The 24,844-nt window shown below is 46.7% G+C and carries 17 protein-coding genes; 12 read left to right on the top strand and 5 right to left on the bottom strand.

The window, feature by feature from the left end; genetic code table 11:
* Nucleotides 1-3 precede the first annotated feature (3 nt).
* From hcp to MHB43_RS24105, 9 genes are all read left to right on the top strand, one after another.
* Entirely contained in the window at nt 4-1,296 is a 1,293-nt protein-coding gene (hcp, locus tag MHB43_RS24145; RefSeq protein ID WP_340984545.1) for a hydroxylamine reductase, read from the top strand.
* A gap of 298 nt (nt 1,297-1,594) precedes the next feature.
* Nucleotides 1,595-2,983 (top strand): PTS transporter subunit EIIC, encoded by a 1,389-nt coding sequence (locus MHB43_RS24140; RefSeq protein ID WP_405130601.1) that lies wholly within the window; start codon nt 1,595-1,597, stop codon nt 2,981-2,983.
* A 251-nt stretch (nt 2,984-3,234) separates the two neighbouring features.
* Nucleotides 3,235-4,860 (top strand): helix-turn-helix domain-containing protein, encoded by a 1,626-nt coding sequence (locus MHB43_RS24135; RefSeq protein WP_405130600.1) that lies wholly within the window; start codon nt 3,235-3,237, stop codon nt 4,858-4,860.
* A 102-nt stretch (nt 4,861-4,962) separates the two neighbouring features.
* Nucleotides 4,963-5,979: an ABC transporter substrate-binding protein gene (locus tag MHB43_RS24130; RefSeq protein ID WP_405130599.1), complete on the top strand. Its 1,017-nt coding sequence runs from the start codon at nt 4,963-4,965 to the stop codon at nt 5,977-5,979.
* Nucleotides 5,980-7,023, top strand: a complete 1,044-nt coding sequence (locus tag MHB43_RS24125) for an NAD(P)/FAD-dependent oxidoreductase (protein WP_405130598.1) — start codon at nt 5,980-5,982, stop codon at nt 7,021-7,023. It begins immediately after the preceding gene.
* Nucleotides 7,024-7,163: 140 nt separating this feature from the next.
* The gene (locus tag MHB43_RS24120) at nt 7,164-7,841 is read left to right on the top strand and encodes a BclA C-terminal domain-containing protein (protein WP_405132467.1); all 678 of its coding nucleotides are present in this window, start codon (nt 7,164-7,166) and stop codon (nt 7,839-7,841) included.
* 313 nt (nt 7,842-8,154) lie between these two features.
* Nucleotides 8,155-8,697: a CueP family metal-binding protein gene (locus MHB43_RS24115; protein WP_405130597.1), complete on the top strand. Its 543-nt coding sequence runs from the start codon at nt 8,155-8,157 to the stop codon at nt 8,695-8,697.
* 183 nt (nt 8,698-8,880) lie between these two features.
* Nucleotides 8,881-9,882 (top strand): ABC transporter substrate-binding protein, encoded by a 1,002-nt coding sequence (locus MHB43_RS24110; RefSeq protein WP_405130596.1) that lies wholly within the window; start codon nt 8,881-8,883, stop codon nt 9,880-9,882.
* The gene (locus MHB43_RS24105; protein ID WP_405130595.1) at nt 9,879-11,927 is read left to right on the top strand and encodes an iron ABC transporter permease; all 2,049 of its coding nucleotides are present in this window, start codon (nt 9,879-9,881) and stop codon (nt 11,925-11,927) included. The genes MHB43_RS24110 and MHB43_RS24105 overlap by 4 nt, the downstream gene beginning before the upstream one ends.
* Before the next feature lie 286 nt (nt 11,928-12,213).
* Here MHB43_RS24105 and MHB43_RS24100 read toward each other — a convergent pair whose 3' ends face one another.
* Both MHB43_RS24100 and MHB43_RS24095 read right to left on the bottom strand, forming a co-directional pair.
* Entirely contained in the window at nt 12,214-13,386 is a 1,173-nt protein-coding gene (locus tag MHB43_RS24100) for an aminotransferase class I/II-fold pyridoxal phosphate-dependent enzyme (RefSeq protein WP_339178371.1), read from the bottom strand.
* A gap of 94 nt (nt 13,387-13,480) precedes the next feature.
* Nucleotides 13,481-15,556: a methyl-accepting chemotaxis protein gene (locus tag MHB43_RS24095; RefSeq protein ID WP_405130594.1), complete on the bottom strand. Its 2,076-nt coding sequence runs from the start codon at nt 15,554-15,556 to the stop codon at nt 13,481-13,483.
* 257 nt (nt 15,557-15,813) lie between these two features.
* On the opposite strand from MHB43_RS24095, the gene MHB43_RS24090 reads away from it, so the two are divergent.
* Nucleotides 15,814-16,842 (top strand): hypothetical protein, encoded by a 1,029-nt coding sequence (locus MHB43_RS24090; protein ID WP_405130593.1) that lies wholly within the window; start codon nt 15,814-15,816, stop codon nt 16,840-16,842.
* 12 nt (nt 16,843-16,854) lie between these two features.
* Here the strand turns inward: MHB43_RS24090 and MHB43_RS24085 are convergent, their stop codons facing one another.
* The 3 genes from MHB43_RS24085 to MHB43_RS24075 form a co-directional block, all read right to left on the bottom strand.
* On the bottom strand, nt 16,855-17,574 hold the full coding sequence (locus MHB43_RS24085) for an SDR family oxidoreductase (RefSeq protein ID WP_405130592.1): 720 nt from the start codon (nt 17,572-17,574) through the stop codon (nt 16,855-16,857).
* A 245-nt stretch (nt 17,575-17,819) separates the two neighbouring features.
* Nucleotides 17,820-19,883 carry a family 43 glycosylhydrolase gene (locus MHB43_RS24080; RefSeq protein WP_405130591.1) on the bottom strand — a complete coding sequence of 688 codons (2,064 nt, stop codon included), beginning with the start codon at nt 19,881-19,883 and terminating at the stop codon, nt 17,820-17,822.
* Nucleotides 19,884-19,916: 33 nt separating this feature from the next.
* A complete protein-coding gene (locus MHB43_RS24075) occupies nt 19,917-21,857 on the bottom strand; it encodes a carbohydrate-binding protein (RefSeq protein ID WP_405130590.1) in 1,941 nt (646 codons plus the stop codon).
* 870 nt (nt 21,858-22,727) lie between these two features.
* Between MHB43_RS24075 and MHB43_RS24070 the strand changes: the two genes are divergently transcribed.
* Together MHB43_RS24070 and MHB43_RS24065 are read left to right on the top strand one after the other, a co-directional pair.
* On the top strand, nt 22,728-23,087 hold the full coding sequence (locus MHB43_RS24070; RefSeq protein WP_307416623.1) for a hypothetical protein: 360 nt from the start codon (nt 22,728-22,730) through the stop codon (nt 23,085-23,087).
* A 34-nt stretch (nt 23,088-23,121) separates the two neighbouring features.
* Nucleotides 23,122-24,708, top strand: a complete 1,587-nt coding sequence (locus MHB43_RS24065) for an exosporium glycoprotein BclB-related protein (protein ID WP_405130589.1) — start codon at nt 23,122-23,124, stop codon at nt 24,706-24,708.
* The last annotated feature ends 136 nt before the right edge of the window (nt 24,709-24,844 follow it).

Here is a 24,844-nt window from a genome sequence, read left to right as displayed (position 1 = left end):
CATATGTTTTGTTATCAGTGCGAACAGACGCCGAGTGGCGGGTGTACCGTGGTAGGGGTATGCGGCAAAAACGAAACAATCGCAAGTTTGCAGGATACGATGATTTTTGCGTTAAAAGGCATCGCTGCTTATGCGACACATGCGCGCCAGTTGGGATATTCTGATCCTGAGGTGGATCGGATTACACATGAGGCATTATATATGACATTAACGAACTCGAATTTTAATGTACAGGAACATCTGGAGATGGCGATGAAGGTAGGTAATGCAGCAATCCGCATTATGGACGTGCTGGATCGTGCGCACACGGACCGCTTTGGTGTACCGCAACCGATTACGGTTAGCCAGAATCAGATCGAAGGACAGTGCATCGTGGTAACAGGGCATAATCTGTATGCATTGGAGGAGTTGCTTCGTCAAACTGAAGGGAAAGGAATCAACATCTATACGCACTCGGAAATGTTGCCCGCGCACGGTTATCCGGCGCTGAAGAAATACGCCCATCTCAAGGGAAATATCGGCAAAGCCTGGTACGATCAAAGAAGACTTTTCGAACAATTCCCGGGTGCTATTCTTGCAACAACCAACTGTGTCATGCCAATCAAAGGCACATATGCAGACCGCTTTTTCTCGTACGAAGTGGCGGGTCTGGAGGGGGTTGCCAAGATTATGGATGATGACTTCTCACCGCTGATTGAACGTGCATTGTCACTGCCTGCGGCTAATATACAGTCCGAGCAAGTCCTAACAACAGGATACCATCATGAGACCGTGATTGGGCTTGCACCCGAGATTATTCAAGCGGTAAAAGACGGCCATATCCGTCGATTCTTCGTTATTGCAGGTTGTGATGCGCCAGGCAAAGGTGGCAACTACTATCGTGAACTCGCGACATCCTTACCGAATGATACTGTAATTCTGACGACATCCTGTGGTAAGTTCCGCTTCAATGATGTGGATTATGGTACGGTTGGAGACACGGGGATACCGCGTTATATCGATCTGGGTCAATGCAACAATTCCGGTTCTACGGTGAAAATTGCAATGGCTTTAGCTGATGCTTTTGGCTGTACCGTGAACGAGTTGCCTGTCAGCATTGTCCTGTCCTGGTTTGAGCAAAAAGCAGTTGCGATCCTGCTCGGCCTGTTCAGCCTTGGCATTCAGGACATTCGCATTGGACCAAAACCGCCTGAGTTCATATCGGAAGGTGTCTTGGATGTACTCGTGGATATGTTTGGTCTGAAGTTAATTACAACAGCAGAAGAAGATATGAACGCGATGTTGGCACTGTCATAGGATGAGGATGTATATTTACGTGCAACGCCATCTGATGACTGCGAAGTCGGTTGTGAGTATGAAGAGTATGACTCATAAGTAAAGATGGATAAGAGCCTACATAAGAGTAGGCTTTTTTGCTACGTAAACAATGTCATAGGTCCATATACCTTGTATAAATGAACATGCAATGTAAGGGAAATTAGTTTTTTTATCCTATTGAAGTTTTTTCATGGAAATGTGTATATAGATAGAGGCATATTAGATCATAACACATCACAAAACACGGGTTTACCGTAACATGAGGAGATTGTACATAATGCATGACACACAGATTGAAGATTGGTTGAAACTCGCAGGTGGCAAGGAGAACATCAGGTTCGTAGAACACGATAAGGGCACAACGACGCTGGTACTGAAGGACAGTACACAATTGAACATGTCGGCTCTTGCCTTCGCAGATGTTGTAGCAGATATTCGGGTAACAGGTGAGCAGTGCCATCTGACAATAAGAGATGAATCTTCACTTATCTACAATACGTTACTGGGTATGGACGCTTGGGAATCTACAGGGACAGGGTTGCAGGAAGAAGGACACACGAAGAAGAACAGATTCTCGATCTTACATTTTGTATCCGATGTATTCAGGCCCTTGATGCCTGCGATTCTGGGAGCCGCTGTTATTAAAATTATAGTCGCCATTATTGCGTTAATGGATACGTACAGTTCTGCGGACTCTTCTGCGTTGATGGACAGCCAGACCTTTACGATCTTCAGGATCATTGGAGACGGTTTATTTTATGTACTGCCTGTATTGGTAGCAATCAGCACAGCGTATCGGTTGAAGAGCAATATCTATGTTGCAGCATCTATTGGCGGACTCATGTTTTATCCGGAGATGACCATGCTGATGTCGGGGGAAAAAGAGGTGCATTTCCTGGGTTTGCCACTTGTGTCCCAGCCAGCTTTTTACTCTACGCCCATCTGGGTCATTCTCACGATCTGTGCAGCGGCCTACCTGGAAAGAGTCGTTGAACGATGGAGTCCAAAATTCTCCAAAGGGATGGTTGCTCCATTCCTGACGTTACTGGTTCTTGTTCCGTTAGTATTGATGATTCTTGGTCCAGTCGGCACCTGGATTGATGAATATCTGCCGGAGGCATTGGATTCACTAGTAGCTAATGCTCCAGTGTTGTCGGTGATGTTACTGGGAGCTGTCTTCTCACTGATGTTAATTATGGGATTACACTACTGGCTGATTGCCATCATCATTAATGAAATGGTTATGAATGGTGGTTCTATGGTGATTGCTGCCATGTTAGTGGCGATTGTAGGACAAGCAGGGGCTGCGCTTGCAAACGGTATCCGCTCGAAAGAGCCAGCATCCAGAAGACTTGCTTTCTGGGCAACAGGAACAGCGCTCCTTGGAGTGGTAGAGCCTGCATTGTATGCAGTCAACATGAGAAAAAGATCCTCTTTCTACGCGGCATTGCTGGGTGGAGCTGCGGGTGGACTGTATTTTGGATTATTATCTGTCAAGGCATTTGCTATGGTGGGGAATCCGAGCTTGGTCAGCCTCCCGCTCTTCATCGAAAAGGGTAGCCTGAATCTGTTACACACATGCATTGGTGTGGTTATTGCGTTTGGTGTCTCGTGTGGACTAACGTATTGGATGGCAGGAAAAGGACAGAAACGGGGACAGGGGTGACCGAAACCCAGCATTGAGTAATACGTAGAACGTACTAATTGAAAAAGTAGTATTAAAGTTGTAAGAAAGAGCCTGTGCCTGATGGTACGGGCCTTTTGTTGTTTTTGCATCTGAATAATACAAGTATGAAATGCTCAGTAGCTGTCCACCATTTTATTCAAGCCATAGCTTGTTGGTTATGGAGTTGTCATGTATTTTGATATAGTGAAACCTATAAATCTGGATTACTAATCCCTTTGAAAGGATAACCTATGTCTGACAACATGGAATGGATTGCGCAATGGAAGTCAACGGACGCACTAAGCAACGCATGGATAACAAAAGGCGAGCTGCATCACTTTTTCAGTCACACCTTGATATTTATCATTGATGGAAAAGCGATCTGGAATATAAATGGACACCGAGCTCACGTCTCCTATGGAGAATTAATTGCGCTTGAAGAGAACTCCGTAATGGAGGTCATTGAAGGTGGCAACCTGGATCTGGCAGGCTGGCATGTTCAGTTCGATACATATTCGGTGCTGCATGATAGACGGGAGGCTGAGAAGTTCGAATGGCATTTACCATCAGGAGAGGCGTATCAGAAAGTGCAACTGTCCGGTGGAGGCTTGGCAAGTATCATTCAGCATTGGAGTGAAGCACATTCACAGGAACAGAGTGCAGAAAGGATTGGCAATCACCATTTGTTATATGAGTTGTTAAGTAATCTATATCGGAAACAGCCGGATAACGAGTTGAAGCCAGAACACGGTATACTTCGCTCCATTGACTACATGCAGCAGCATTATGATCAGGTCATTACACGTACACAGTTAGCACAGATCGCTGGTATTAGTCCATGGCATTATTCCCGCAAATTTAGTGAACGATATGGTAAGCCACCTCTGGATTATCTGGCCCACTACCGGATCTATCGTGCGCAGGAAGAACTGTTATTAACCGATGCAACCTCCCAGGATATTGCCAAAAAATCTGGATTTGAAGATGCTCATTATTTTAGCCGACGCTTCAAACAACTGACTGGCGTATCACCTAAGATATTTAGACAGACGATGACGCAGCGCAAGATCGTATCACTTTCTCCAATCTGTGCAGAAATTATGATTCATCTGGGTGTTATCCCCCATGCCGTATTGGTTACCCCGATCCTGTTGTCGCCACATCACCATGAACAATTTATAGCGCATGGAGTGCAGATGCTGGAGGTTACACAGTATGAGGTGGAGATAGAACTTGTTCGACAAGTTCAACCGGAGATGCTGATAGGAAACGTATTGACGGAAGAGGTCAAAAGGGAGCTGCGCACAATTGCACCGATTCTAACCGGACTTCATCAAGATGTAGAACCCATGCTCGATCAATTGGCAGCCTGGTTTCTCAAAGAAGAAGAGGTTTATAGACTGCATCAGCAGATGAAACATGAAGTCAGCTTAGCTAAGCGAAAGTTGCAACCCATCATCCAATCCGCGTCCACTGTCATGCTGCTGAGGGTGGAAGCGTTTGGTTATCGATATCTGGGTGGGCATTCACACGGGGTATCACACTTGTTATATGAACAGCTTGGATTAACACTGCCGCAAGCACTGGATTCAGGTACAGCATGGTTTAACCCTTGTTCGCTGGACCTGCTCACACAAGCCAATCCCGATTATCTGTTTGTGGAAAAGCGGATTATGCAGCACTTCAGTGCTGAAGAAAATATGAGGAAACTATGGGAGAGTCCGCAATGGAATGACCTGAAGGCTGTAAAAAATAATCGGGTATTTTACGTAGATACTCACCTGTGGGTAGACGGTCACGGAATTACGGGACACACTCTGATTCTCAATCAGATCGTTCGCCATCTTACGGAACCTCTTCATGAGAGAGCACAATAATCCAACGGAATACGCACGATATGCTATGGAAGCAACACTTCTTATTTGATACTATTTGATAATAATTATCATTATCAATATACATAAGGGGCGAAGTATATCATGTCACGAAGATTTAAAGGGTTTGGTATCATGCTGTTGGTGGTTAGTGTAATGCTGGCGGCATGTTCCGGTGGAACCAAGGAAGAGAACGCAACAGCTGGAACAGCAGTTGCTCCAACTGAAGGAGCAGCGAGTACTGCAGAAGAAACAGCGACTGAAAGTGGGACTAAGGTGGTGAAGGATCAGTTTGGAGAAGTAACGATTCCAACTCATCCTCAAAATCTGGTTGTGTTTGATTCGATCTATGCCGAGTATCTGATTGAAATGAGTATTACACCCCAAATCGTTTTGTTAACTCCGGAGGTTGAAGCGGAATACCGCCCTGATTATTTGAAAGAACATGGAGTCCAGATCATTGAAGTCGAGCAATATCAATATAATTATGAGCAGTTGCTTGCGTTGTCACCGGATATGATCCTTACAGCTGGCGAAGGTATGGAGCAAGGCGTATATGACGAGTTGTCCAAAATCGCTCCAACGGTGGCACTGGAAGCCAACAGTGAAATGAAACGTGCTATGCCAAAGCTGGCTGCCATATTTGACAAGACCGAAGAATCTGCCAAAATACTGGCTGAATTCGACCAGAAAGCCTCCCAAGCGAAAGAGAAAATTGCGGCAGCCCTGGGAGACAAGACCGTATTGGTTCTCCGGGTGGAGCACAATCGTTACCGTTTCATGGGTCCAAAAGGAGGAAGCAGCAGTGTTTTCTTCTATGATATCCTGGGTCTGAATAGTCCTGAAGCGATCAAAGACTCTACAGATTGGTTTAGCCAGTTCTCACTGGAATTCTTGCCTGAGATGAATCCGGATTATATTTTCCTGGAAGACAGGACCCTCGTAGGTTATGACACGAAGAAATCTATGGAAGATCTAAAAGCAAGCCAAGTGTGGTCGAATCTGGAGGCTGTGAAGAATGATCATGTCTTCCCGTTGAAGACAAGCCAATTCGTATCGGGTGTGGGTCCGATTGGCTCTGTAAAATTGATGGACTATGTTGTTGAAAAGTTGGTGCCTTAAATGACAACCGAGACACAATTGGATATCTACGATATTACGATTATAGGTGGTGGGCCTGCTGGCATGTATGCCTCATTTTATAGTGGTATGAGAGCCATGCGTACCAAGATCATCGAAGCCAAACAGGAACTGGGTGGATTCATGCGTACGTACCCGGAGAAGCTGATCTGGGATGTGGGCGGGGTTGATCCGATTCGCTGTGAGAAGCTGATTGAATCGCTGGAGAGACAAGCGAGAACGTTCGATCCAACGATTGTGTTTGGGCAGGAAATTGCTGAGCTTGAACGACGTGAAGATGGTGTATTTGTACTCATGTCTAAAACAGGGGAGCGCCATTACACACGTACCATCCTGTTATGTGCGGGTAGAGGCATGACTCAGGTGCAAAAACTGGCTATTGAAGGTGCCAACCGATATGAGCTGACAAATCTGCACTATACGATAACCGACCTGTCCCGATTTGCCGGGAAGCGTGTTCTGATCTCGGGTGGTGGTGATTCCGCAGTCGACTGGGCGAATGAAATGGGCAAGATAGCAAGTGAAGTTACAGTAGCACACAGACGTCATGAATTCACCGGACATGAGTCGCCTGTTGCTCAGATGAAAGCTCAAGCCAACGTCATGACGCCATATACTATCTCTCGCTTATACGGTACAGGTGACAAAATAGATCGTGTCGAGCTTGCCCATATAGAAACCGGTGAGATCACATATGTTGAAGTGGATGAAGTTGTCGTAAGCCATGGGTATGATCGTGATTTTGGTAACCTTGTGCAATGGGGACTGGCGCGGGAAGATTACGGCGTATCCGTAGATCAGCGCATGCGCACCAACATTCCGGGTATATTCGGAGCAGGTGATTTCATTACCTATGGAAGCAAAGTTCGACTGATTGCAGGTGCTTTTAACGATGCGGTGCTCGCAGTCAACAGTGCCAAGACGTATCTAGAACCTGCTGCTTCCGATATGGCGGGTGTATCTTCTCACAATGCCCGGTTCTATGAGAAAAACAAAGCACTTTGTCATGAAAAGAATCCTATGTAGAATGTAAACAAGCAAAACCCGTCTAACCACGAGATATTCTCGTATGTTAGACGGGCTTTTTCCGATTTAATGAAATTGATTAAAATGCATCAATTTCCCATAATAGGCACTATGATTTTATGAATTATAGTTAATTGTCTATGCACTCCGTGAAAGGTTCTCCAGGGATTCCTGGCCCACTAGGACCGATAGGTCCAAAAGGGGCAACTGGCGCTCAAGGGATACCCGGGCCACAAGGACCGATCGGTGCTCAAGGGATACCGGGACCACAAGGTCTGCAAGGGGTTCCGGGTATACAAGGTCCAGTCGGGCCAGCAGGCGCGCTCGGAGCAGTGGGTCCAGTAGGTCCAGTAGGTCCAGCAGGCCCAGTAGGCCCAGCAGGAGCAACAGGTCCGGCTGGTCCAGTTGGGGCTGGAATATCCGATTTCCTAAGTGTTTTCCGGGCAGATCCCGGCACAGGCACAGACACAGTACCTGGCAACTCACCAATAACTTTAACCGGGGTTTTGGCTAATGTTGGAGGTGCATTCACTTTCGTGCCGCAGTCCTCAACGATAACAATCAATGAAACAGGAAGTTACTTGATCTCTTTTAGCATTCATAATCAGGGCGATGCGGCTTTCAACCTCACGGTAAATGGAACACCCATAACACCTGTGCCATTCACAGGTAATGGAGGTGGACCTATATCTGCTGAAGTTATTGTTACGGTTACAACGGTTCCGACGACGATCCAGCTGGTAAATGCGAATGCAACTCCTGCACAGTTGCATAACAATCTAAATACCACTGTGACCATTCTAAAACTGACTCCTTAATTCCGATTCTCAATATAGTGTATGTCAGCATAAAAATAAAAGTTTATGTCTTTTATCCAGTCAATAAGTCTATTTATTCAGCAAAATAGTCTGAACTAGTAGGCTCTGGAGAGTGGCGGGACGATGAAGCTCATAGACTTCAACGCTGCTCTCTGCGTTTCCATAGCCCAGCCTACCATTCGAACCAATCAACTATGATGCAAAGAGATTCGTACCAATAATGTGATAATCTGGTGAATTGTTTGTTGTATAAGTCCATATTGCTTCGTTCTCCATTATACTTGATGAAAACGGACGAGGAGATGGACTCCAAATGAAAAAACAAATGTGGATCATTGCAAGTGTTGCAATTGTAATTGTGATCGGAACCTATCTGTTTGCAAGCAATACGGGTAAGGATGAGGCGGGTACAGCCAATGCGCCCAACATCCGAAAATTGGTGGAAGATATCAGCACAGGAAAAGAGACACCGGAATCTGCCTCCATTAATGCCAAACAGTTAATCGTCGCCGACCGAGATAAAAAGACCATTACTTACGATTTGCCTGAAAATGAATTTTTCCTTTCCATTGCACCCTATGTTGATCAGACCCATCCCTGTGCAATTCATAGCTTGACCGGTTGTCAGGGGGAAATGAGCAATAAGGAATTCAGTGTTACCATTCACGATTCTCAAGGCAACACTTTTATGAAAGATGAAGTGATGAAGTCTGGTGCAAACGGATTTATGGATTTTTGGGTGCCTAGAGACAGAACCTATCTGATTCGTATTGTTCGAGATGGAAAGGTTGCAGAAACGCAATTGTCTACATACGAAAATGATAATACATGCATCACTACGATGCAGTTGAGTTAATGTAAACAGCAATCAATAGAAGGGAAGGATGGATTTTGAGCTATCCCTTTCCTTTTTTTATCTCATAAAAGAATTGGAATAAGGTACTTTGCATTGACAAAAATCAATTCCTACGGCATAATCCAATAGTGATAATGATAATTGTTATCATATAAATACATACAAACAGGGGAGAAAAGAGATATGAAAAAAGGGTTGAACGGATTGTTGATCATGCTGGCCTTTGTGCTGGTTTTGGCGGGTTGTGGTAAAACCACGACTACAACAGATACAAGTCAAGGTAGTGACTCCGGTAGTGCTCCGGCTGAAGAGACAGCAGGTCCTGTTACCGTGAAGCATAAACGTGGAGAGCTTAAGCTGGACAAGCCAGCAGAACGTGTCGTTACGCTTGAATGGACATATACGGAAGATGTTGTTGCCTTGGGTGTTCAACCAGTAGGTAACGCAGATAACGCTAACTATAAAGTATGGGTAACATCCGAAGCAGCACTGGATGACAGTGTAACGGATATCGGAACACGCAGTGAACCCAATCTGGAAGCTATTGCTGCATTGAAGCCAGATCTGATCATTGCCAATGCGGATAATAATACAGCGGTCTACGATCAGCTGAATGCAATTGCACCAACGATTGAATATGATCCGTATGATGGTGACGGCTATGATTATGACAAGATGACAGAGATCTTTAATAACATTGCAACAGCTCTCGGTAAAGAAGACAAAGCAAAAGAAGTTTTGAGTAATCTCGATCAACACTATGTAGAAGCCAAAGAAAAACTGGCTGCTGCGGGGAAAGAAAACTTCAACTTTGCACTGACACAAGCGTTCACATATCAAAATGCAGTCAGCCTGCGTATGTTTACCGATAACTCGGTTGTCATTGGTACATTGGACAAAATCGGACTGGTTAACGATTGGCAGCCGGACAAAGTTGAAAACTATGGCTTCTCTACAGTAGGCATTGAATCCTTAACCGATGTGAAGGACAGTAACTTCATTTATATTACACAACCAGACGATGACGTCTTTGGCACAGCCATGAAAGACAACTCGGTATGGAACGGACTGAACTTTGTGAAAGAAAAACGCACATATCAACTCGATAGCACAACATGGACATTTGGTGGACCGATCTCCTCCAAAGTATTGGTTGATGGGGTAGTCGAGGCGATTACCAAATGAGTTCGGTTCAAGGATCTAAGCCAGCTATGAATTGGCGTACAATAAGCATATATGGGGGCGGTCTAACCGCTCTCATCGTGCTTTTTTTTGTAAGTCTGTGTTATGGAGAAGCTTCCATTCCTTTGCATGTTGTTTGGGACGCTCTTACAGGCAGACAGGATTCATTAGAGCACAATATGGTCTGGGACTTGCGCATGCCGCGTACAGTAATCGGTATTCTTGCGGGTGGCGCACTGGCTGTTGCGGGCGCTTTGCTGCAAACGATTACTCGTAATCCATTGGCTGCTTCAGATACCCTGGGCATTAATGCAGGAGCATACTTTGTGGTGGTGCTGGGAGCTATCGCTTTTCCAGGTCTATTAAGTCAGTCGCCTTTTCTTTTCGCAGCCCTAGGTGGTTTGCTGGCAGCATTTGCGGCTTATTTTATGGGCGGCGGACGAACATCAAGCCCGGTTCGACTTGCGTTGTCCGGTATGATTGTATCGATGGTGCTTGGTTCATTTACAAGTGCCTTACATATTTTTTTCTCCATGGAGACACAAGGGTTGTTCCTTTGGGGCTCCGGAACACTTGTCCAGAATGACTGGAGTGGTGTGTTTTATGCTTTGCCTTGGGTGGTTGGTATTACCCTTCTCTCGTTAATCCTGTCCAGACAGTGGGATATGCTGGAGTTGGATGAATCGACGGCTTCTTCCTTGGGACAAAAGGTTACATTGGCTCGTGCAGTAGGGTTAATTCTTGCTGTATTGCTGGCCGCTGTGATTGTAAGTGTAATTGGGCCGATTGGCTTCGTGGGACTGGTCGCACCACATTTGGTTCGATTGAGTGGTGTACGTTCTAACCGATTACTTTTACCCGGTGTGTTCATATGGGGCGCAGCGCTCCTGGTTGGAGCAGATGTCCTCGCCAAGATGGTGCATAACTCCAGCATGGAACTGCCAACAGGTGCCGTTATGGCAATCATTGGTGCACCGTGGCTCATCTGGCTTGTTCTTACACGCATGAAGGCTACGAACGGTTCAGGCATGTCTACTTCAATGAGCACAGGAGGAGCTGCGCGTCGCTTTGCATTTGGCCCGATGGCTGTATTATTCTCAGTCATAACGGTCGTGCTTATCTTGCTCAGTACGATGTTTGGTGGTATGCGAATTCCCCTGGCCGATTGGTTACCAAGTCTGTTCCAATCGGATGGACTGTTCTCCGCGCTGATTCAGCTTCGGATTCCGCGTACACTTGTTGCCGCAGGTGCAGGAGCTGCACTGGCAATCAGTGGTGTACTCATTCAGATGGCGGTACGTAACCCGCTGGCTGATGCTTCAATTGTTGGTGTGTCCTCAGGTGCAGGGCTTGGAGCGATGATGGTCATCATCTTATGGCCGGGTCTTCCGATATACTTGCTGCCAATTGCGGCAATCATCGGTGCAGCCAGTGCTGCAGTGGTGGTGTTCTCCCTCGCCTGGAAGAAAGGACTGAACCCTTCGGCGGTTGTGTTGCTGGGGATCGCGATGTCTGCCATTGCTGGAGCAGGTATTCAGATTCTGATTGTCCGTGGTGCGGTATACGGTAGCAGCGGATATATCTGGCTGACAGGAAGTACCTATGCTCGTACCTGGGAACAGGTGAGGGTTATCGGATTATTTTTAGTTATTCTGGTACCGGTGGCTTGGTGGCTGGCACGCAGATTCGAACTGCTGGTATTTGACGACAATAGTGCATCCGGGCTTGGTCTCGGAGTACGTCGTACACGATTATTAGCCATGACAGTTGGTGTATTACTTGCAGCAGGTGCTGTTGCTTGTGTAGGAACCGTTGGTTTTATCGGCCTGATTGCACCACATATGGTTCGGCTATTGACGGGGAATAAGTTAAGACGATCCATGTTCCTATCCGCATTAGCGGGTGCAGTTATGCTGGTGCTCGCCGATACAATCGGCAGAACCGTCATGGCGCCGACAGAGATTCCATCAGGCATACTCATTGCGATTATCGGTACACCGTACTTCCTGTATCTGATGTATCGTTCTAACTGGCGCAAGTCTGTATAAAAGTCCAAACCAGAAGCCTGCTCTCCGAGCAGGCTTTTTACTGTAACTTGGCACCATTTAGCCGACGATCTTACGATCTTGTTTACGTGTTTGCACAGATCATGATTTGTATCCCCCCTAGCTGGCACAACACACACCATCACCTCATGAATGTTTAGTCCTCTGAAAATGATAAAAATCCCCTCACGTCTACAAGAAGTGGAGATCACGTTATCAAACGTGAAACTCTTACTTCCTGTGGACCTTGAGGGGATATTTGCTTGAGCACATTCGAATTGTGCTCCCGTTAGCTGGATTTCAGAATCCCGCTGTCATCGACGGATTGTACCGCCTGTTGCAATATTTCATTATCCTGAACGAGGGCGAAGCGCACATACCCTTCACCCGAAGGACCAAAGGCACTACCTGGGGTTGCGATGACCCCTGCATGTGTAACCAGATCCATGGCAAATTGCTCCGAGCTGTCGTAGTGCGCCGGAATCCGGCTCCAGACGAACATTGTTGCATCAGGTTTGGCAATCGGCCAACCGAGATTGCTGAATCCATCACAGAGGATGTCTCTGCGCTGTTCATAAATAGCTCTGACCCGTTCAACCTCGGATTGATCACCGGTAATGGCGGCAATTGCTGCTTTTTGGATCGGTAGGAACATCCCGTAATCCATATTGGATTTCAGCTTTTTCAGCATGGAGACCATGGTTGTATTGCCCACACAGAAGCCGATTCGAGCTCCGGCCAGTCCGTACGTTTTTGACAGGGAATTGAATTCCACACCGACGTCCATGGCGCCAGGGAATGCGAGGAAGCTTCCACATGACTTTCCGTCAAACACGAGCTCACTGTACGCATTATCATGGAGCACGATAATATCATACTTCTTCGCAAAGGCAATCAGGTCGAGATAGAACTGATCTGGTGCCATCGCAGTTGTTGGATTGTTGGGATAGGAGACCAGCATGAATTTTGCTCGATGAGCGATATCTTCCGGTATATCCTGAAGTTGAATAACATACCCGTTTTCTTCTTTTTGCGGCATATAATACAGTTCTGCACCTGCCAGTAACGGTCCATCCGCGAAGACGGGATAGCAGGGGTCAGGGACCAGCACCAGATCACCTTCATCGACAATGGAGAGGGATATATGTGCCAGCCCTTCCTGTGAACCGAGTAAGGAACAGATCTGTGTTGCAGGGTCTAACTCGACCTGATAGCGCTGCTTGTACCAATTGCTCGTAGCTTGTAACAACTCACTCTGATCATTCACAGCATATATATAATTAGCCGGATCAGCTGCGGCCTCGCATAGTGCAGTTATAATATGCTGCGCAGGTGGGATATTTGGCGTACCCACACTGAGATCAATAACGGGCTGCCCGTTCTCCAGTCTGCGGCGTTTGATCTCCAGTAACCGGGTGAAAATTCCTTCGTTGAAATGATCCATTCGTTTGGCAAAGTTCATGATGATGATTCAGCCTCCAATCCTCTTCGTACGCATATTCATTAATAATAAATGGACAGCGACTAAAAGAGAAGAGCAGGGGAAAGCTTGTGGATCATGACTTTACTTTAAACTGGCTTAGTTCGTCTTGCAGTTTGCCAGATAGCTGGTTCAACTGTTTCGACAGATCTGCTACTTGTTCGATACTATCCAGCTGATCCTGCGTGCTGGCGCTTACTTCTTCCGTCGATGCCGAGTTCTCCTCTGTGGTGGATGAGATAATCTCCAGTGCCTGGAATATCTCATCTTTGTGTTTGTGTACATTGGCGGTATTAGTGGTAATCTGCATCATACGTTGCTGTAGATCTTTCAGGTCTTTGTTAATACTGAAGAATACATGTTTGGTATCTTCTACGGATTTGGCATTCTCCTCCGCAATCTTCATACCGCGCATGGTATGCTCAACCGACAGGGTTGTTTTCTCTTCAATAACATTCACCTTTTTGTTGATTTCCTCTGTTGCCTGAGCCGTCTGTTCTGCAAGTTTGCGGACCTCTTCGGCAACGACGGCAAATCCTCTTCCATGTTCGCCAGCACGTGCAGCCTCGATGGAGGCATTCAGGGCGAGCAGGTTCGTTTGAGAGGCAATCTGTTTGACTGTATCCACAAAACTGGATATTTCATTCCGACTCAGGTCAATCTCCTGGATAATAGAGGACATTGCTTGGGTGGACTGATGGTTTTCCTCGGACCATTTCGATAATTGTTCCACGACCGCAAGTCCTTGGCTGCTTTGATCAGCAGATGTCTGCACGACCGTTCCCATAGCCTGCGCATCGGTAGCAATTTCATCAATTTGGCTGGATAATGAGCCTGTTTTGCGTAAGATATTTTCCGTTTCGATGGACTGATAATTCGTTGCATTGGCAATCTCGTTGATGGCTGTTGATGTGTCATTCATGGTCACAGCCGTTCGTGAGGAGATGGCTTGCAGATCATTCGACGACTGGTTCAGGATTTGCGCCGAGCTGCCGACCATTTGCAGCATGCCCTGAATTTTCTGCACCATGGAATTCAAGCCTGTGGCGATCTGGCCAATTTCATTATTAGATTTGATATCCAGTTTGACAGTCAGGTCACCTTGTTCAATCTGTTTAATCTTGGCCAGCAGCTGTGGTATGGAGCGTAACAGACGGCGAAGGGTAATGTAACAGATAATCACAAGCAGAAGGGTGGCTGCAGCAAAACCGCCAAGCGTAATCCACGTGAATGTTTTTAATTCCGCAAGAACTTCTTCTTCGGATATGGTCAGACCAACGGACCATCCCGTATCTTTGCTGGTAGCGTAGCCGATATATCGACGTTCCCCATTGTCGTTCATAAGTTGTACGCCGTTTTCACCGGCAAGCATTTTCTTGCCGATGTCTCCCATGTCCCCCGTACTGTTCAGGATGTTCTCCTTCAATACCTTCTCTTGATCCGGATGGTACAGAATTTCCCCGCTCTTGGATAGCAACATAGAATAACCTGTGCTTCCAAGGGAATAACTCTCCATAATCGCCGGGATATCCTTGAATGCAATATCCGCTGCGGCAAAGCCGATCGTGTTGTTGTTTTCGTCTTTGATCGGATAAAAGATACCCATGAGTACATCGCCTGCTGCAATATCAATGTACGGATCGGAGAAATAAAGTCCGTCTGCGTCGGTAACCGGCTTGTAGTATGGACGTGACTGGATATCAAAGTCCGGTGCAGATACGACACCATCATTTTGAATCCAAAAGCCTTTTCCATCCAGACCCGCGACCCAGGCATCGGCAAACGAAGGCTCTGCCTTAACGATAGCGGCGAGTGTCGCCTGTGTTTCCGCAGCGTAGGTTGAACTTTTCGCATCCGCAGCAGATGCTGTTGTTTCTATGTATTGCTGAAATAATGTGTTGGTGGACATTTGCTTGACCAGTGCACCTTTTTCCTTGAATAGTGCATCAAATTCACTAACAATGGCTTGTGTCTTGGTCTGGAGCATGGATTCCTGCTGTTTCACCAGAATGTTTCGTGTGCTTGCAAACATAAATGTTCCCAGCACGGCAAAGACAACTACGATAATGATCAGCAGCACAATGGACAACGTATTTGCCATACTGGATGTCCGTGCTCCCGTTTTCCCCCGCTTGTTTAACATGTTCGACATATTCCATCTCCCCAGATGATTAATAAAAAGCTCAAAACGCCTAAGTTATATGTCGGTATGATCTCTAATTTTATGTAGATTTCTGTCGAATAATCCTGAAAGTAACGGAAAGGAAAGGCATGAGTATGAGAAGGGTGAAAGGGGAGGGATGAAAAAAGAGGAAAGGAATGAAAAAATGGGATCGGTGGTGGTTCATTCAGGTGATCTTGTTTATAATGGAATGAATTGGAACTATGGATGGAAAAGGGGGATTATCTGTGAGTGAGTTATGGCATGCTTCAATACAGGGGCTTCCATGGAATGCCGAAAAGATGCACCAGGCGGTGCATCTGTTGCGCCGCAGAGCAACGGTTCATTTTCGCGTTGACGCGGATACATACGAGGACCTTGCCGAGCTCGATGCCAAAGTATTCTTTGCCCGGCCGGATCTGATCCTACACATATCACATATGGACCCTAAAGGGGTATATTCATCCGGATTTTTGGGGCGACTGGCACAGTTGAAACATGTGTCTGCCTTGCAGCTTGATCTTTCGCAGGCACAGGATTTGACGATCCTGGGTGCGATGGAGCAACTGCAGTTTCTAAGATTGAATTCACCTGCAAAGGCGACCGTGCTCGATTTTATTAAACACTACAAACGATTGACCTTTCTTGAACTGCGTGGCAAATTCAACGGATTTGCTTCCCTTTCAGCATGCCTCCAACTGCATACGCTCATTCTGAACTGCACGGTCGAAAGTGTTGATGTGTTGGCGGAACTGCCCATGCTTCAGTATCTGTCCCTGGATCACTGTGAGTTAAAAGGGGGACTGGATGCATTGACACAGTCGACCATCTCAATGTTGAAGCTAAGCTCTGTTCGCAAACTGACGAGTATTCAGGGACTCGAACAGATGCGCGGGCTGGAATATCTGCATCTGTCGTTGCCCAAGCTGGAGCATTTATGCGACTTCTCCCATATGACCTCTCTCAGACAGCTCGAACTGGACTATATGAAATCGTTGCGGGATACCAAACATCTATGGACAGCACGTGCTTTGGAGTCTATTGAACTGAAAGAGATTAATACGGCGCTCAAGGCGGATTCGTTTGCTGGACTGACCGGGCTGGAGCATTTGCGCCAAATCGATTTTCGTTTTATTGATGTTAACAAGGGACGGATTGCAGCTATGCGTGATCACCTGGAAAAGGCCGGAAAATCCCATTTGTTATATGAAAATATCCCTGAGCATGAACGCCTGAATTCCATAGGTATTGCGCACTTGTCGCATGTATTAATGTAAACGGGTTTCTATCTAGGTGTTCGTATCCGTTAAGGCGGGCATGTTGATCTCTTTTACACAGGCCGCTTTGGACAAGCTGATGATACATCGAACGATGGCGACCATATCCTGCAGGGGAATGCGGGTCCCATCATACTCGGCCAATGCACGTTCCATCCCGTCTTCATACGGAATTTCTGCCGCCAGTTCTCCCGGGTTGATGCATGTCACCGCGATGCGGTCATTCCTCGTATGTTCTCTTAGAGCTTCCGTAATACCCCGTATGGCAAATTTGGAGGCGACAAAAGAAACCTGGCTGCTGCCTGCATTGCTCAAACCGGCTGTTGAACCGATCAGGATGATCTTCCCTGCTTCAGACTGGCGGAGCTGAGGCAGTAACGCCTGTATACATACAATTGTAGAAGTCACATTCACATGGATCAGCTGACTGATATCTGCCGGTTCATCCTTATCAAACGTATAGTGCTCTTCAAATCCTTCCTTTTCCCAGATCCCCACGTTATAAATAAGCACATCCAACGTCTCGCCTTGAAGTTGGCTGGCAACTTGATTTGCGGCCTGAAGCTCGGAAAGATCAGCCTGAATCCATATTCGCTCGACGCCATCCTCCACGGAGAGACTTTCCGGCTTGCTGCGAGAGACCACCCAAACCTTATCACCGGATTGCGGCACACCTCGGACAAATGCATCGCCTAATCCCTTGCTTGCACCAAAGACAATTATATTTTTCAAATAAAACCCTCCTTATCGATTAGAAATTAATAATGTTTACATTAATCTATATCTTACTATAGAGGTGATATATGGAACATGAAGTTTACATGAGGTATGCTTCATCCTTGTCAAGATTCGGGATTTTTGAAGTTAAAAGGTGAATCTCTTCATATAAAAATATACTGAAAAGGACCTTGCTCCACACAAGGTGAAGTCCAGGTCCTGATCATAAGCGAAAAATTAATAACCGAATAAAACTACATTTATTCTACGCGGAAGTAATCAAAATCTGCATATCCTCCGGTAGACTTCGTTGCATAATTGAATAGTGCAAACCGATATCCCATAAAGTGTGGCAGTGTGTAAGACATTTGAAGTGTATTACCAATGGTTGTCCAGTTACTTCCATTCAGGCTATAAGCAAAGTAGGCTTTGTCGGTCTGGTTCGTAAAATCACAGATGACGCGGAGATAGATTCTGTTCTGGTTTAATGGCACAGTTGCTACTTCAGTCATGGTGCCGGAACTGGCATTAGCCATAACGATGGATTTGGTGCTGCCCTTCATTTTTACGCCGACAAAACCATATTTGGCCTGAAAAGCAGCGAGTCCAGCATAATCACCATCCTTCATGCCTGCTGTATCCAAAGCAGTCATCCCTGTGCTTTTTGGACCAAAGGTTCGTTGTGTCAGCGTGTTGCGGGCTTCTAACAGGTTTTTGCTGATTTTGCCTGCGGTTAACCGCATGAAACCGGGCCGCTGGAGCAGGGACCAGTTGGCAGCATCAGGGTTATGATTCCACTGCCAGAAAGTAGCGAGACTGGTTGTACCAGAAGATGAGTTGCTTGTCAGGGAGACGTCATCCACATAGAACGCCATCAGATCATTGGTCGGGTCCGGATTCGGGTTATACGGTGTTTCCACAAAAATAAAGCTTTGGGACAGGTCTGCATTTGACGGAACGGTATACGTACCTTGAATGGTACCCCACTGTCCGCGGGTTAACGTTGCACCGCCCATAATGGTAATTCCGGTATAACTTGCACCGTTCTGGATGCTAAGATTGAACGTTTTGGTTGCAGGACCAGTAGTGTATTTGATCTTTGCCGAAAAAGAGTAAGTTCCTCCGGGTACCAGCTTGCCTGTAACCATCTGTTTGGCTCCGCCTGCTGTCTGCTGTCTGCCGCTGACGAGCAGGCTTTTTGTACCGCTGAATGCTTCGGCATTTGTTACGGTGATGTTCGCCGTATTGTTGCTGGTCCACGGCTGAACGTTGCTTTCCTCAAAGCCGCCGTTCACTAACAGTTGCGTTACTGAGGGTGTGCCTGATGTGGTTGCATTGAACTCATCGGACCCGTGGATTTTGGCAGCAGGCTGACCTTCAACGGGCATATTCATGTTAAGGGGAACCTTGCCGTTTACCCCAAACACAGGCCAGTTATCCGACCACGTCACAGGAACGAGATAGGGGATGCGTCCAATGGCCCCGCTATCACGAAACAGCAAGCCGTACCAAGCGCCGGATGAGGTATCCACGATGCCTCCTTGGGCGATTCCCGAGTCTCTGAGTACAACTTTACCTGTGTATGGACCTGTCAATGTTTTTGCACGATAGGCAAGCTGAATGCGACCATCACCCGAAGGCCAGGCAATCAGGAATACATAGTACATGCCATTGATCTTCTGGATGTGTGCTCCTTCTGCCTTTACAATCATGTTGGAGCCGGCTACACTGCTCGCGTTTGGAATCAGGACCTGATTGAGCCCGCCGGATTTAACGGCCTTGGCATCAGGTGTCAGCTCAACGATACTGATGTTATCACTGCCATGAACAAGAAAGGTTCGATTCCCGTCAAACAAAAGGGAGGGGTCATGGTAATAACTGTTCAATGTGTAAGGTGTCCATGGCCCTGTTTCAATATTGCTGGTTTGGTAAATATACGTCTTGCCCGTGGAAAGCGATCCAAAGGCCACATAATATATACCGTTGTTGTGCCGCAAGCTGCTCGCCCAGGAACCACGCCCATACTCGTTTTGTCCATTGTTCAGATTCTGTATATCCCCGTTTCCAAGCGTATCGTATACATAGTTTACGATGCTCCAGTTGACCAGATCATAAGACTTCATGACCGGGACTCCCGGATTCATATGCATCGTTGTGCTTGTCATATAAAATGCATTGCCTACCCGAATGACGTCACTGTCAGGAACATCCGCGTAAATAACCGGATTGATGAACGTTGCGGCTGAAGCTGCCGGTCTTGTCAAAGGGAATGATGTTATAAGCAAAGGAAGAGCGAGTAGAAGAGCACTGATTTTTTTCCACATATTCTATCCTCCCAATTGATCATGTCCTATGAATTAAAGCGAGTACTCCAGATAATCAATGTAAGCATCCCAAGTGCCATTATCCGTTGTTACGACCAGCTTGATTTCCTGATTACCTGTAGCGTGTGTGATGCCGCTGAGGGTTTGAACGGTCGGCTCCGTTCCCGTGAAGTAGAAAGAACCAGCGGTTACACCCCCGATGACCAGATCAACACGGGCTGTATTATTATTGTTGGAAGCGCCGCGGACAGAGAATTGATGGGTTGGGAATGCAAAATATTGATTGTATGCTGCATAATCATTGTTCCCGTAAAGAGCGACTCCATTAAAAGGGGAACTGATTACGCCAGCGTATTGGCCGCCAAGCGTCATATTCTCGGCTTCGTAACGCGTAACGTTTGGATTGGGATTAGGATTTGGGTTTGGGTTAGGGTTGCCGCCCGAACCGGATGTGAACTGCCAGTAGTCCAGTTTGAACAGATTTCCATTGCCCGAGCCTGTAAACACCAGATACAAACGATGTACCCCTGTAGCATTGATAACATTGGTCTCCATCTCGCGCCAAGTTTGCGAACCGCCAGTTGAACTTACGTTAAGTGTTCCAACTAGTGGGCCTGTCGGACTGTCCAGTCGAACCTCGATGTTGCCATTTCCGGTAGAAGCGACATTGGCCTTGAACTTGGAGGCTCCAGCTGAGCCAAAATCAACATTGCCGACCGCGATCCAATCCCCGTTATGAATATTAGTGACATTCTGATTGGCTACAGGTCCACCGCTCGCTTGACTCGGTTCAGTGTTAATTCCTGCTTGCCAGCCAATGGTTTCTGCTTCCACCCGGACATACGGGTTGAGGTTAGTGGTCTGAGGTACACCTGTCATATTCCCCTGAACTTCCTGGATTGTTCCATCCGCATTATGTGTCAGTTTGTTGATATGTGTGGAACGGTACCCTTTACCATCACCGAGGAATGCCTTGCTTACCGTTTGCGCATGGTACGCCACATACCATTCGTTGTTGAATTGGAACACCGCATGGTGGTTATTGCCGCCTACACCGAAGAACGTGCCGGGATTTTTCAGAAAGTGTCCTTTATACGTGAAGGGCCCCATCGGGCTGTCGCTGACCATGTATCCGATCTCACCTTTTGGATAGGCAGTGGGGTGTGTTCCCGCGAAGTTGATGCAGTAGGAGTAATAATATTTGCCGTTATACTTGTGAATGCCGGAATCTTCGAACATATAAGGAGAATCAATAGTCACAGCACTGCCCACCACGCTGGTCATGTCGGCACCGAGACGAATGACCCGAGCTGTTTTGGGGTTGGCAATGGAAGCAGCGTTGGTATCGTTCGGAATGCCGCCTCCAGCATACAAGTAAGCAGAGCCATCATCATCGACAAGTACAGCCGGATCAAAGAGCCAGGTTACGCCGGACATACCCGGTGTACCGTGAGTCAGGAGGGCACGACCAATTGGATCGGACCACGGTCCAATGGGGGAATCCGCCGTGAGTACGCCAATACCTCCACCCGAGTTGGCAAAGTACAGGAAAAACTTTTCTTTGCCAGCAATGGTTTTCTTCGCCATCGAAGGAGCCCAGGACTGGGTAGCCCATTTGGCAATTCCTTGTCCATTATTGGCATTATTCGCACCCGCTACCGGGATGGAACCATGGTCTGTCCAGTTCACCATATCAGCTGATGAGATGACGTTAATTTTCCCGATCGTGCTGTACTGGTTCTCTCTGACAGAGCCGTCACTGTTGTACAGATATGCATCACCTGTCATGTAGACATAGACCCGATTGTTATGGACGAGCACATAAGGATCGGCTCCCAGTTTATGATCGATGAGGGGATTAGAGTTTCCAGGAAGTTTGGCAACGGCTGCATTGGCTGCATGGCTCGATTCAACGGGCAGGGTGACAAAGATTAGCAGACACGACAACAACAAAACTAGCGGTTTACGGATCATACATTTCGCCTCCATGAGATTGGATTGGTTGGTGAGCTGAAATTCAGAATAGCAGTGATGATGAAATACCGAAAAAACGAAGAGATTTTCCTCATGTCACCCCCTTCTTGAAATAATGGTTAGGTTGGCTGTTAGGTTAAGTCTTCATGTTGTCATATATGGTTTAAGCCAGACGACCTGTGCACCGGGTACGTGGTCACGGCAGCAAGGGGAGTGGCTATAACCCGAAGTAAGCCTGCATCTGTGGGTGTGATTAGAAAAGCTATAATCTGTCAGGTTTCTTTTTGTAATCGCTTTCAATAAAATGGATTAGAACACTGAAATTTGGCGAAGAAAGAGGTTTGGTCCCATTTAAATGTAATTATTTTTCATATTTTCTTTTAAATGTTTATTAACTTGACGATATCATATCACAATTTTAAGATAATACAATCTTTTTCTATTTTTTAGTAGAGGATGAAGAAGACCATTATTATTCTATGTGTTTAACATTGGGCTTGATGGTAAAATTCGATCTCGTATTCTATAAAACTTAGATGCGAGAAAAAGATGTCTTAAGCTGCGACCGTTTCCCTGGAATCTACCGGGGGAACGGTCATTTCGTTTTTTTCTGGAATTAATCCTGGTTATATAACAAAATCTACTCTTACTTGCTGACCAACTTTGACATTGCATAATTTTTTCTCTTTGTTGTACATATCCCAGTTTTTGTATAGCTAAAGCCCTGAGCGTAAAAGGTTGTTAAGTGATAATGGTGGATTGCCCCCTGTGTGTTGTCCACACCGTTGGTTGAGTGTTTGAATATTACTATCTAGTGAGCTTATGCCAAATACTGCTAGAGTCAGAGGTTCATAAAGGTGGGATGGGAAAATGGCTATTTTGTCAACTGGGCCGATTGAAAACAATCCGGTCTCCGGGGTTAGACCGACTCAACAGGTAACGATTAGATTGGTAAGTCGAGCTGAGGTGGATTCTGTAACAGTGTCCATTCAGGGTTATGTATTAAGCACAACAAGAACGCTGTATGTGAGTGAAGTAATCAATATTGCCCCCAATGAAGCAGTGACCAGAAATTATTTTGCAGATTTAGATGCTTTTGAGTTTGTTTTTGGAACAGATGTGGAAGGTGTGGAGGAAGTAGGGATTTCAGTGTGGGGCAAACAAGCGTCCGGACAATTGGTTGATGCACATCGTGTTGTAGAGCACGAAAAAACAGTCAAGAACAGCTAAAAGATAAAATCTACTCAAAAAAGGAGATGTAGCGATGAGTTTTTTATCAACAGGGCCGATTGAAAATAATGCTGTTAGCGGTGTAAGACCGACTCAGACAGTTACTGTCAGAGTTGATAACCGCAGTAATGTCACAGCCTCAACCGTACAAATACAAGGGTATTACATGGAAAGTGGAATAAGAGTACTGTATGTCAGTGAGTCTTTTGACATCGCACCCAATCAAGTAATAACCAACAACTATTATGCTAATTTTGATGCCTTCGAGTTTACTTTTTCAACACCAGCGGTGGTTAATGATCCTGTTCAAGTATCCGTATGGGGTAAGAGCAGCACAGGCGCTTTGGTAACAGCCCATCGCTTGGTTTCTTCCGAATTGCTGGGTGAAATCCCAAGTATCACGGGAGTCACAGGTGCAACCGGGGCTACGGGAGCAACAGGTACAGCAGGTGCAGCGGGAACAACAGGAGCAACCGGAGCAACAGGCACAGCAGGGACAACGGGTGTAACAGGAGCGACAGGCACAGCAGGTACAACCGGAGTAACGGGAGCAACAGGCACAGCAGGTACAACGGGTGTAACCGGAGCGACAGGCGCACCAGGTACAACGGGAGTAACGGGAGCGACAGGCACAGCAGGTGCAGCGGGAACAACAGGAGCAACCGGAGCAACAGGCACAGCAGGTACAACCGGAGTAACGGGAGCAACAGGCACAGCAGGTACAACCGGAGTAACGGGAGCAACAGGCACAGCAGGTACAACCGGAGTGACCGGAGCAACAGGCACAGCAGGTACAACGGGAGTAACGGGAGCAACAGGTACAGTAGGTACAACCGGAGCAACGGGAGCAACAGGCACGGCAGGGACAACCGGAGCAACGGGAGCTACAGGCACGGCAGGTACAACCGGAGTAACGGGAGCAACAGGCGCATCAGGTACAACTGGAGTAACGGGAGCAACAGGCGCATCAGGTACAACCGGAGCAACAGGCACGGCAGGGACAACGGGAGTAACGGGAGCAACAGGTACGGCAGGAACAACCGGAGTAACGGGAGCGACAGGTACAGCAGGTACAACCGGGGCTACGGGTGCGACAGGTTCCGGAACAATTATTCCTTATGCATCAGGACTTCCGGTTGCGTTGACTACAGTTTTGGGTGGACTTTTGAATACTTCCAGTTTAGTTGGTTTTGGCAACAGTGCTACCGGAGTAAGTGTTAACGGAGGAATTATTGATCTCACAGGGGCTGCAGGCACATTGCTTAACTTTGCTTTCTCGGCATCACGTGCAGGAACAATTACTTCACTGGCCGCTTATTTCAGCACGACAGCCGGACTTAGCTTGGTTGGATCTACAGTAACCATAACTGCACAATTATTCCGTTCCACTACACCTAATAACTCCTTTACAGCTGTTCCGGGTGCATTGGTAACCTTAGCTCCTCCACTAACCGGCGTTTTGGCACTGGGTACAATATCCAGCGGAGTGACTACAGGACTGAGTATTCCGGTATCTGCCGGTGACCGCCTGCTTATGGTGTTCTCAGCATCAGTAACAGCCGGAATTGATGTGGCTACATCCATAGCCGGATATGCAAGCGGAGGCCTTACCATCACTTAACGGAAAATGGGCTATATAACAAGTTTAAAGACAGGGACCCTTGCCAACATGGTGAGAGGTCCCTGTTTATGTGTGTGCTTTTGTTTTCAAACTCTCTTCAAATGAAAGGTAAGAACTACACAAAAAAATAAAAGGG

Origin of the sequence: Paenibacillus sp. FSL H8-0317 (assembly GCF_045040685.1) — a bacterium.
Classification (GTDB): Bacteria; Bacillota; Bacilli; order Paenibacillales; family Paenibacillaceae; genus Paenibacillus.
The sequence above is the reverse complement of the archived record's forward strand: the minus strand, read 5'-3'. Positions and strand labels throughout refer to the sequence as shown.